The sequence below is a fragment of the Pseudomonas sp. RGM 3321 genome, from assembly GCF_022836805.1.
In the GTDB taxonomy this organism is placed as follows: Bacteria; Pseudomonadota; Gammaproteobacteria; order Pseudomonadales; family Pseudomonadaceae; genus Aquipseudomonas.
Map to the genome: position 1 here is coordinate 164034 of NZ_JALHBH010000118.1, position 9452 is coordinate 173485.

9 protein-coding genes and 3 pseudogenes are annotated in these 9452 nt (G+C 58.7%); 5 read left to right on the forward strand and 7 right to left on the reverse strand.

Features of this window, described 5'->3' with window-relative positions:
* Positions 1-26 precede the first annotated feature (26 nt).
* The 3 genes from RGM3321_RS22255 (at position 27) to RGM3321_RS22265 (ending at position 2321) form a co-directional block, all read left to right on the forward strand.
* Positions 27-359: a transposase gene (locus tag RGM3321_RS22255; protein ID WP_244394854.1), complete on the forward strand. Its 333-nt coding sequence runs from the start codon at positions 27-29 to the stop codon at positions 357-359.
* Positions 356-691 carry an IS66 family insertion sequence element accessory protein TnpB gene (gene tnpB, locus RGM3321_RS22260; RefSeq protein WP_244394855.1) on the forward strand — a complete coding sequence of 112 codons (336 nt, stop codon included), beginning with the start codon at positions 356-358 and terminating at the stop codon, positions 689-691. Before RGM3321_RS22255 ends, tnpB begins: the two co-directional genes overlap by 4 nt.
* Positions 692-752: 61 nt before the next feature.
* Positions 753-2321, forward strand: a complete 1569-nt coding sequence (locus RGM3321_RS22265; protein ID WP_244394856.1) for an IS66 family transposase — start codon at positions 753-755, stop codon at positions 2319-2321.
* Between the two features lie 49 nt (positions 2322-2370).
* Here RGM3321_RS22265 and RGM3321_RS22270 read toward each other — a convergent pair whose 3' ends face one another.
* Together RGM3321_RS22270 and RGM3321_RS22275 are read right to left on the reverse strand one after the other, a co-directional pair.
* Positions 2371-3120: an alpha/beta hydrolase gene (locus RGM3321_RS22270; protein WP_008012709.1), complete on the reverse strand. Its 750-nt coding sequence runs from the start codon at positions 3118-3120 to the stop codon at positions 2371-2373.
* Positions 3113-3805 (reverse strand): alpha/beta hydrolase, encoded by a 693-nt coding sequence (locus RGM3321_RS22275; RefSeq protein WP_328590143.1) that lies wholly within the window; start codon positions 3803-3805, stop codon positions 3113-3115. Before RGM3321_RS22275 ends, RGM3321_RS22270 begins: the two co-directional genes overlap by 8 nt.
* A gap of 55 nt (positions 3806-3860) precedes the next feature.
* Between RGM3321_RS22275 and RGM3321_RS22280 the strand changes: the two genes are divergently transcribed.
* Positions 3861-4319 carry an Lrp/AsnC family transcriptional regulator gene (locus RGM3321_RS22280; RefSeq protein ID WP_008012704.1) on the forward strand — a complete coding sequence of 153 codons (459 nt, stop codon included), beginning with the start codon at positions 3861-3863 and terminating at the stop codon, positions 4317-4319.
* A gap of 31 nt (positions 4320-4350) precedes the next feature.
* Here the strand turns inward: RGM3321_RS22280 and RGM3321_RS22285 are convergent.
* Together RGM3321_RS22285 and RGM3321_RS22290 are read right to left on the reverse strand one after the other, a co-directional pair.
* Positions 4351-4491 (reverse strand): annotated as a pseudogene (locus tag RGM3321_RS22285) (GNAT family N-acetyltransferase); the annotation flags it as partial.
* Between the two features lie 55 nt (positions 4492-4546).
* Positions 4547-5314 (reverse strand): annotated as a pseudogene (locus RGM3321_RS22290) (IS66 family transposase); the annotation flags it as partial.
* 14 nt (positions 5315-5328) lie between these two features.
* Here RGM3321_RS22290 and RGM3321_RS22295 point away from each other — a divergent pair.
* Positions 5329-5700: pseudogene (locus RGM3321_RS22295) on the forward strand (IS21 family transposase); the annotation flags it as partial.
* Positions 5701-5954: 254 nt separating this feature from the next.
* On the opposite strand, the gene RGM3321_RS22300 reads toward RGM3321_RS22295, so the two are convergent.
* The 3 genes from RGM3321_RS22300 to RGM3321_RS22310 are packed head-to-tail and all read right to left on the reverse strand — an operon-like array spanning position 5955 to position 9448.
* Positions 5955-7586 (reverse strand): ATP-binding cassette domain-containing protein, encoded by a 1632-nt coding sequence (locus RGM3321_RS22300; protein ID WP_244394857.1) that lies wholly within the window; start codon positions 7584-7586, stop codon positions 5955-5957.
* Positions 7579-8808, reverse strand: a complete 1230-nt coding sequence (locus RGM3321_RS22305) for an MFS transporter (RefSeq protein WP_024684157.1) — start codon at positions 8806-8808, stop codon at positions 7579-7581. Before RGM3321_RS22305 ends, RGM3321_RS22300 begins: the two co-directional genes overlap by 8 nt.
* 58 nt (positions 8809-8866) lie before the next feature.
* Entirely contained in the window at positions 8867-9448 is a 582-nt protein-coding gene (locus RGM3321_RS22310; protein ID WP_244394858.1) for an isochorismatase family protein, read from the reverse strand.
* Positions 9449-9452 lie beyond the last annotated feature (4 nt).

The window sequence follows — 9452 nt, forward strand, 5'->3', positions numbered from 1 at the left end:
GTTCTAGCCTTTAAAGCGGGTATTTCATGCAGCCAACACGCCGTTCCTATTCCAAGTCCTTCAAGGCCCAGGTCATTCAAGAGTGTGCACAGCCCGGCGCTTCGATTGCCAGCGTCGCGCTCGGCCATAGCCTCAACGCAAACCTCGTCCACAAATGGATTCGGCTGCAAGCGCAGAAAAGCCCGGCGCTCCTACCTGCATTTATTCCGTTAGCCATGCCGCTGGCCGGGGCAAACTCCCATCCAGCATCATCGAATATCTGCGTTGAAATACAGCACCCGCGCGGCACCATCAAAGTGAACTGGCCAACTGAAAGTGCTGCCGCCTGTGCGACTTTTCTTCGAGACCTTTTGCGATGATTCGCATCGACTCCATCTGGCTCGCCATCGAACCGATGGACATGCGCGCAGGTACCGAAACGGCGTTAGCCAAGGTTATCGCGGTGTTCGGTGCGGCGCAGCCGCACTGCGCTTATCTGTTCGCCAACCGCCGCGCCAATCGCATGAAAGTGCTGGTGCATGACGGCTTCGGAATATGGCTGGCGGCGCGCCGGTTGAACCAAGGCAAGTTCCACTGGCCTGGCATTCGCCATGGTTCTGAGATGGAACTGGATGCCGAGCAACTTCAGGCATTGGTGCTGGGTCTGCCATGGCAACGCGCAGGTTCTGGAGGCTCGATCACACTGCTTTAATGGCTGCCATTAGCCTATCGGTCTATCGCCGCGAATTGCCTGCTCTGGCAAAATCGGCCCCATGACTTCGCTACCCAATCTTGATCACTTGACCCCTGAACAACTGCGCGCCTTGGCCGCGCAGTTGATGCAGCGTGTCGAGACCCTCGACCACCAGGTCGACACGCTGGGCAAGACGGTCGAAACGATGGGCCAGAAGATCAACCGCGATCAAACGGTTATCGAGAAGCTGACTCACGAGATCGCTCAGCTCAAGCGTTTGAAGTTTGCCAAGTGCAGCGAGCAGATGAATCCTGAGCAGGCCAGCCTGCTGGATGACTTGATCGACACCGATATCGCAGCGATTGAAGCCGAGCTTCAATACTTGCAAACCGCGCCAGCGGCGACGGAGAAAAAGCAGAAGCCCAAGCGCACTGCATTACCGGCTGAGTTTCCACGCACGCTGATCCATCACGAACCGGACAATACGCACTGCCCATGCGGCTGCGCCCTCAAACGCATCGGTGAAGACGTCAGCGAAAAGCTGGACTACACGCCCGGCGTGTTCACCGTTGAACGCCATGTGCGTGGCAAATGGGTCTGCGATGACTGCGAAACGCTCATTCAGGCACCGGTTCCGGCGCAGGTTATTGATAAGGGCATCCCGACTGCGGGCCTACTTGCCCATGTCATGATCGCCAAGTTTGCTGACCACCTGCCTCTTTACCGTCAGGAGTCGATCTTCGGTCGAGCGGGCCTGGCGATTCCACGCTCAACACTGGCTCAATGGGTGGGTGCAACTGGCGTGCAGTTGCAGCCTCTGGTCGATGCGCTGCGCGACATAGTGCTTGGGCAGCAGGTCATCCACGCCGATGAGACACCGGTGCAGATGCTCATGCCGGGAACAAAGAAAACCCACCGCTCTTATGTGTGGGCCTACGCTACCAGCCAGTTCTGCGAAACGACAGCGGTCGTTTACGACTTCAGCCCCAGCCGCACCGGTGAACATGCTCGCAACTTCCTGCAAGACTGGAAGGGCAAGCTGGTTTGTGATGATTTTGGCGGTTACAAGGCCAGCTTTGAACTTGGCGTAACCGAGATCGGCTGCATGGCCCATGCGCGGCGCAAGTTCTTCGAACTGCATGCCACCAACAAGAGCACGCTCGCCGAGCAGGCTCTGCGCTACATCCAGTTGCTTTACGAAATCGAAAGCGAAGTCCGCGATCTGGAGCCGGATTTACGGCGCCGAATACGGCAAGAAAAAGCCGTGCCGGTGATGGATATGCTGCATGCCTGGATGATCGCCCAGCGCGACCTTGTGCCTGAAGGTTTGGCTATCAGCAGAGCCCTGGATTACAGCCTGAAACGCTGGGCGGCGCTGTCGCGCTACCTCGATGACGGGGCCGTACCCATAGACAACAACTGGGCAGAGAACCAGATCCGGCCATGGGCTCTTGGACGCAAGAACTGGCTCTTTGCAGGGTCGCTGCGCAGCGGCAAACGAGCGGCGGCGATCATGAGCTTGATCCAGTCGGCGCGGCTGAATGGGCATGATCCATACGCCTATTTAAAGGATGTTCTCAAGCGGCTGCCGACGCAGCGAGCAAGCGAGATCGGACAACTGCTGCCGCATCAGTGGACGGGTTCCTAGCTTAGGCATGGTGCCTTCGGCAGACGCTTTTGCGTGTATCAACTCTCACTCAGGCTAATAGGCCCGCAACCAGTCGACCGAATGCAGCGGGATGTTGCAACATCATTAGGTGTCCAACGTCTGGCATGATGGTGAGACTCGTCGCTCCCTTATTTGCCCAGTCAGGAACATCCCAACCTCCGACTGAGTGCTCACCCGCCAACAAATGCACCGGTACCGAAGCGAACACGCTCCTTAAGATTGTTTGATAGTCAGGGCGCCCTGTGACCGCCACTACCGATTGGGCCATAGCTTGCAAGGTTGAAGCAGGTTGGTGGGCAAGCCAGGTCTTCGCGGTTTCTGTTTGGCCAGCGGGCTCCAGTATTCCGGATCGCTCCAGCCAGGCCTCGGGATCGGCCCGGAATCCCTCCAGCATGGTTTCTGCTTGCTCTACTGACATGTTCGCGACGGACGATGACCAGAAGGCATCCTTCAGGGTGAAGTTACCTTCAACACTGACAAGGCTCTTCACGCGCTCTGGGTAGCGGTGGGCAAATGCATAGGCCACCACTCCACCGACCGAATGCCCAACAAGATTCACTGCACATTCATTGAACTCGGCTTCGACCACCTCGCGTATTCGTTCGACCTGTCCCTGAATATTGATATTCCCTACAGGCGTACCTTGATGGTTTCCATAGCCGTAAAGATCAGGTGCAAGGAAGGGTCGATCACCGAGCTGTCTATGAATCTCAGGATCATTCAACGTACCGATAAGGCCGTTGATGAATACAACAGGGGCGTTGGATGCGTTATTCATTTGGCTTTCCTTGCGAACAATGAAGTGAGTTCTTTTCTTTAGCATCGTGAACGGTTGAGCGAACATCTGGGACGGGTCTCACAGACATTGCGACGAGATCTTCCAGCAACGCTCTCCCCTGAAGCCAATCACCAAGTCCGCTGGCCGAATTAATGTGCCCTTGGGGCCCGATGTTCACCAGGCGGCTGCCCCAGGCTTCTGCACATCGCTGGCTATAATCCATATCTGCATATGGGTCGTTGCAGCTTGCGACAACGGTACTTGGAAATGCAAAACGCTTCAGGCCAAGTGGACTAAATCCTAGCGCCTCGTTCGGAAAAGTGGAGCGGTCGGGGTCTGGTACGGCAACCAGCAAAGCGGCCCTAACCAATGTGCGACTACATTGCGCCCAGTGGGCGACTTGCAGGCAGCCAAGGCTGTGGGCTACCAACACGATGTCGGGCCCCGCTCGGCTAATAGCGGCCTCCAGATTCTCGACCCACTTTGTGCAAACTGGTCGATTCCAGTCTTGCCCCCCAATGCTCTCCATGGAAGCGTCGGTGTGTGCCCATATCGTCTGCCAGTGACCTGGGCCGGAATTGCCAATGCCCGGGAGGAGCAATATCGAAGGTGTCATTTCTTGTTTCTCAGAAGGGGTGTCCGCAGAATGTAGCGAATGACACATCGACCTTGGATGGCAAATCATCCGAAAGAAGCGTCGTCAACCGATGATTCATCGGATTACTCAGTAGAGGAAAAGCATGGGGCTGGACAGCAAAGATTGGCAGATACTGGAGGCACTGCAAAAGAATGCACGGCAAAGCCTGGCATCCTTGGGCAAGCGCATTGGGCTTTCCCAACCGGCTATGAGCGAGCGAGTTCAGAAACTCGAAGCTGCGGGTGTCATAGAGGGTTACAGCGCGCGGGTAAGTTTGCGTGAGGTAGGGTTGGGGTTGCAGGCGATTCTGCGCATTCGCACAACTCACCAGCACATCAAGCGCTATCTGGAGTTGTTTAACAACATACCTGAGGTGCTAGAAGCTGACAGGATTACGGGAGAAGACTGCTTCATAGTCCGTTGCGCGTTTTCTCAGCCTGCTGATTTGGAGACTATAGTCGATGCGCTGGCTGTCCATGGTTCGGTCACGACATCGTTGGTTCTGTCCAATGCCGTGCGCAAACAGGTACCTGTACGTCCGAGAAGTGACCCAGACAATTAACTGCTCGCAAGACGTGATTGCCAGACGCTTACCTTTGTTTCCACTGGTCACAGTCATAGTCAGCAGCAGTCTTGTAACTGACGCCAAAGGCTGTTGGCGTATCCAGAAGCGCGGCAAGCCTGACGCGCTTGAGTAGCATCCAGTCGTTCTCGCTTGTTGCTCGAATGCGCATATCTGTCCTTAGTATCGTTTGTCCGTGAGGGTACGGGAAATAGGCCTCGCGCAGATCAGCCACCTATCCAATGATGCGGCAGCAGTTGTTCGATCTGACTTGCCTTTTGCGTTGGCACCCGCGTCAGTACATCCTTGAGATAGGCATACGGATCATGCCCATTCATGCGCGCCGACTGGATCAAACTCATGATCGCGGCCGCCCGTTTGCCACTGCGAAGCGATCCGGCAAACAACCAGTTTGAGCGCCCAAGTGCCCATGGTCTGATCTGGTTCTCCACCTGGTTATTGTCGATGGGTACAGCACCATCGTCCAGGTAGCGCGTTAGCGCTACCCAGCGTTTAAGGCTATAATCCAGGGCTTTGGCTGTTGCCGATCCGTTGGGCACCAGATCACGCTGGGCCAACATCCAGTCATGCAGCGTTTTGATGATCGGGGCTGCCTTTTCCTGGCGTATTCGCCAACGATCCTCATCGCTCATGTCCCGAGCCTGGCGTTCAACTTCGTACAAGCCGCCAATCGAGTACAGCGCTTTTTCAGCCAGCTGCCTTTTGTTCGCCACGTGCAGATCGAAAAACTTGCGACGGGCGTGGGCCATGCAGCCAATTTCGGTGATGCCTTTCTCGAAACCGGCTTTGTAGCCAGCGAAATCGTCGCATACCAGCTTGCCGTTCCACCGCCCAAGGAAGTTGCGTGCATGCTCGCCTGCACGACTGGGACTGAAGTCATAAACCACAGCCTTGAGCGCCGAAAACGGCGTGGTGCTGTAGGCCCAGACGTAAGCGCGGTGAGTTTTCTTCTCGCCTGGCGCGAGCATCTGAACGGTGCGCAACCTTCAATAAGCTCAGTCTTTTTCACGAGACCTTGGAGCAGGCGCTCCAGGCCGATTCGTTCCGGCCAAAACACAACCGCAGGAGCGCCAAAGCACTTTTTGAGCAAATCAAGGCCGAGGGTTATGACGGCGGTTACAGCCAGCTCACGGCGTTTGTGCGCTCTTGGCGAGGCGAGCAAGGCAAGTCTTTACGCGCTTTTGTACCGCTGACGTTTGCGCTCGGTGAGGCCTTTCAATTTGACTGGAGCGAAGAAGGTCTGTTGATCGGTGGTCTTTTTCGACGTATCCAGGTCTCCCACATGAAGCTGTGCGCCAGCCGCGCATTCTGGTTGATTGCGTACCCCAGCCAAGGCCACGAGATGCTGTTTGATGCCCATAACTCCGGCCGAGAAAAAGCAGAAGCCCAAGCGCACCGCATTGCCGCTTATGCAGACTTAACCCTGCTGCCGAGATTTCGCTGACCAACGCTTCTACTTCGTAAAGCGGTAGCAGGTCTGACTTTGGGTTAACTCCTTATGGGGCAACGCCAGGTCGGCAGATGGGTCAATTCTGCATCAGCGATAACACCGGGCTTCAGATTCGGGAATTTCTTACCTGTCGATGCCCGGAATCGTAATTCAGCCTTCGCTATTCATTGCCCGCCATCATCCCACGGCTCGTAGCGCCAACCTGTTGGTTGCCAGATGAACTGGTGCGTCAATTCCAAGGCCTGCAGAAAATCAGGATCGTGAGCACTCACTATGAGCGCGCCTTTGAATTGTCCGAGCAACTGCTCGACTGCTTCCAAGGCCGCGATGTCGAGATGGTTGTTCACTTCGTCGAGCAGCAACAGTTGCGTCTGTTCGGGGCCGCCTGCCAGCCAGGCGAGCGTTGCGCGCAGGCGCTCGCCACCACTGAGCCGACCGAATGGCGTAGCCATCTGCCGAGCGTCGAGCCCGGCGTTGGCGAAGACCTGGCGAAAGCGGCCCTCCTCGACAGTGCCCAGCTCATTGCGTAGCACCTGCTCGATACTGTGCTCGGGGTCGAAGGTTTGAGCGTGCTGGTCGATCAGGTGAGTGCGTAAGATATGCCGGGCGATGCCGCTGGCGGGCGCCAGTTGCCCGGCTATCACCTTCAGCAGGGTTGATTTTCCGCAGCCGTTCGGCCCGATCACCGCGACTCGCATCGGGCCGTGCAGGGTGAGATCTATGAAGCGGCTGTCGGGGGGGCCGTAGGGGAGCTCGCAGTGTTCGAGCGTGACCACTTGGGTCGCGTTGGCGACCAGGCCGGTCGGGGCGAGCAGTTGGCTTGGGCGTACCGGCTCGACGTTCGCATTGGCCTGGTCGACCCGCTCTCGCGCCATTTGGCTCAGACGCGCCTGCTGGATGCGCTGATGGCCGCTGTGCTGCTCGGCGCGCTCTGCCTGCGCATTGGCGACGATGGCCGGGGTGCCTGTGGCACGCGCCACCTTTCGACCATGACTGGCACTTTGCACTTCGCGCTGGCGGGCCATGGTGATCTGCTGCTCGACGCTGTCGCGTGCCGCGCGTGCCCTGACCAGTGTAGCCTGTGCGTTGTCCTGCTCCGCCTGGCGCTGCTCGCGATAGTTGTTGTAGCCGCCGCTGTATTGAACCAGCGCGTCGCTGCGAAGCTCGAGGATACGATCGGCATGTTCCAGCAGCGCCCGGTCGTGGGAGATGACAATGCGGGTTTCCTTGCCTTGGCGCAGCTCTTTGCTCAACTGCTCGCGGGCCTGGCGATCCAGATGGTTGGTGGGCTCGTCGAGTATCAATACCCGCGCGCCGCCGAGGCGCAGACCGGCGAGCATCAGGCGTACAGTCTCGCCTCCGCTCAAGGCCTCGCTTGCGCGATCAAGCGGCAGATGGGCTAGGCCCAAGCGCGTCAGACAGGCGTGGATATCGCCCAGCAGGTTCCAGCGGTCGTCGATCAGGTCGAACAGCGCTGGGTCGCAGGCGCCCGCCTCGACCTCTGCCAAGGCCTGCAAAGCGTTATGTACCCCCAGCAGGTCGGCAACGGTCCCGTCGATAGGCCCGAGCCATTGCGGCAAATAACCGACACTGCCAGCACACTGGACGCTGCCTTCGCTCGCGGTCAGGCGACCCGCCATGATCTGCGCCAACATCGATTTGCCGCTGCCGTTGGGCCCGACGATGCCGGTGAACTGCCTGGAGAACGTTGCGTTGAGCCTCGAGAACAGCGGCCTGCCGTCTGGCAGGCGCAAGGTCAGGTCTTTGATGATCAAGGTGGCGTTGTCGCTACTCATCTCGATCTCTTCCCAAAAGCAGGATGACCCAGCTCAGGGCCAGCGCAGCCACGCTCAACGAGGCCAGCAGCAGATTGCCCCAGACGCCGATTATCCCGCCCAGCAACGCCGTGACGGCTGCGGCGCCGGCAGCCAGTGAAGCGGCGATGCCCAGCACCGTGCCACGCAGGCTTGACTGCTCGCATGCCAAGGCATGCCCGATCAAGGCAGTGTAGGCCACCCCATATGCGATCGCGGCAAGCGCACCGAAAACCAGGGCAAGCGAGTTGTCGAGCGTGGCCGCTAGCAATGCGCAGCTTACCACCAGCACGGGGATGGCAGCGCGCGCGATCTGTGGCGCTGGATACCGGGTTTGCAAGGCTCCGGCCACCCAGATGAAGGCGATGCACATGCCGATCCCGACCACTGTTAGCAGTAGGCTGATGCTGCCTACGGTCTGGCTCTGGCGTGCGAGCATCCAGGGCAAGTACTGGTAAAAGAGATTCCAGCCGATTTGCAGCCAGAGCAGCGCAAACAATGGTCTGCGCGTGGCTGGCGAGGTGAAGCCGTTCAAGACCTGTCTGATCAGCGATGGGCCCATTGTTGCAGCCGGAGCTGGGGTAGAGGGCAGCAAGAAGGCCATCAACAGGCACAGCACGCTGAGGGTCAGCGCGACCTGCAAGGGCAGGAGCAGGCTTGCTCCCGGTGTATGAGCTGCTAGCAGGATGCCCGTGAGCGCGGGACCGGCGAAAAACCCCGCAGTCATGGCAAACATTACCCAGCCAATGCGTTTCATTGCGCTGTCGGGGGTCTGGACCAGCATGGCCTGTGCTACCGGGACGCTACCGGCGAAGGTGCCTCCCAGCAAGCGCCCGGCGATCAGCAAGCCCACGCTGCCCACGCTCACGGCCCAAGTGCTCAGGGCATACCCGGCGACCGACCCTGTCACCGCAAGCAGAAGCGTTGGGCGCCGCCCGATGCGGTCTGAAAGCGCACCCAGCAGAGGCGCGCCCACCATCATCGCAAAGGCGTAGCCTGCCAACAGCACGCCGTAGAGCCCGGCGGTCCGAGCGGCAGTAGGTGCGCTGCCGAAAACCACCCCCGCAGGGTCGCCCGGGTCGAGCAGCATCGGCAGCATCGGCAGCAGCAATGCCGTGCCCAGGCCGTCGATGAAAATGATCATCAGCAGGATCAAGGGCGCGGCCTTGGCAGTGGCGGGGGTCTGCGAGAGAACGGCGGTCATGGCTGACTCCTTGCGAAAAAGGTGCGAGTGGGCATGGTGTCAGGTGCGGCAATCCGAGTCATTCGCCGTAGGTCCTCAGGTAGCGGCCATCGAGAAAGCGTTGGCTCAGCGCCAGGTAATCGCATCGCTCCGACTGCGCCATGGTTTCGAAGAACAACATTTCGCGGGTGATCAGTTCCACACCGTGGCGTGACATGCGCGAGAGCGCGACCTCGTGATCCAGGACGCTGCGGGACGCCACTGCGTCTACCACAACCGAAACCTGGTCACCGCGTGCGCGTAGCGCCAGTGCCGATTGCAGGATACACACGTGGGTTTCCACACCCGCGAAAATCCAGTGATTGCCGGGCGTAGCGGTACGGAAGATGTCGATCCCCCGTTCATCGAGCACATTGAAGTGGCATTTGGAGAATGTTGTGCAAACACCTGCTGCCTTGCGTAGTCGTGCTGGCAGCGCGCCCAGCTTTTCATGGCAGACTAGAGCAATGGGCAGCTCGATTTCCTGGGCAAGCTCCGCCAGCCAGCAGCAATGCTCCAGCACGCGGCTAGCGTCCTGGATCATGGGCAGCAGATCGACTTGCATGTTGTTGATGATTAGGGTTTTTTTGCCATGGGCACGGGAAGGGATCGAAGATGTCATGCAA

Bases quoted from the DNA above. Each gene is read 5' to 3' on its own strand.
- RGM3321_RS22255 (WP_244394854.1), top strand. From the start codon at position 27: ATGCAGCCAACACGCCGTTCCTATTCCAAGTCCTTCAAGGCCCAGGTC.
- tnpB (WP_244394855.1), top strand. From the start codon at position 356: ATGATTCGCATCGACTCCATCTGGCTCGCCATCGAACCGATGGACATG.
- RGM3321_RS22265 (WP_244394856.1), top strand. From the start codon at position 753: ATGACTTCGCTACCCAATCTTGATCACTTGACCCCTGAACAACTGCGC.
- RGM3321_RS22270 (WP_008012709.1), bottom strand. From the start codon at position 3,120: ATGAATAACGCATCCAACGCCCCTGTTGTATTCATCAACGGCCTTATC.
- RGM3321_RS22275 (WP_328590143.1), bottom strand. From the start codon at position 3,805: ATGATTTGCCATCCAAGGTCGATGTGTCATTCGCTACATTCTGCGGAC.
- RGM3321_RS22280 (WP_008012704.1), top strand. From the start codon at position 3,861: ATGGGGCTGGACAGCAAAGATTGGCAGATACTGGAGGCACTGCAAAAG.
- RGM3321_RS22300 (WP_244394857.1), bottom strand. From the start codon at position 7,586: ATGAGTAGCGACAACGCCACCTTGATCATCAAAGACCTGACCTTGCGC.
- RGM3321_RS22305 (WP_024684157.1), bottom strand. From the start codon at position 8,808: ATGACCGCCGTTCTCTCGCAGACCCCCGCCACTGCCAAGGCCGCGCCC.
- RGM3321_RS22310 (WP_244394858.1), bottom strand. From the start codon at position 9,448: ATGACATCTTCGATCCCTTCCCGTGCCCATGGCAAAAAAACCCTAATC.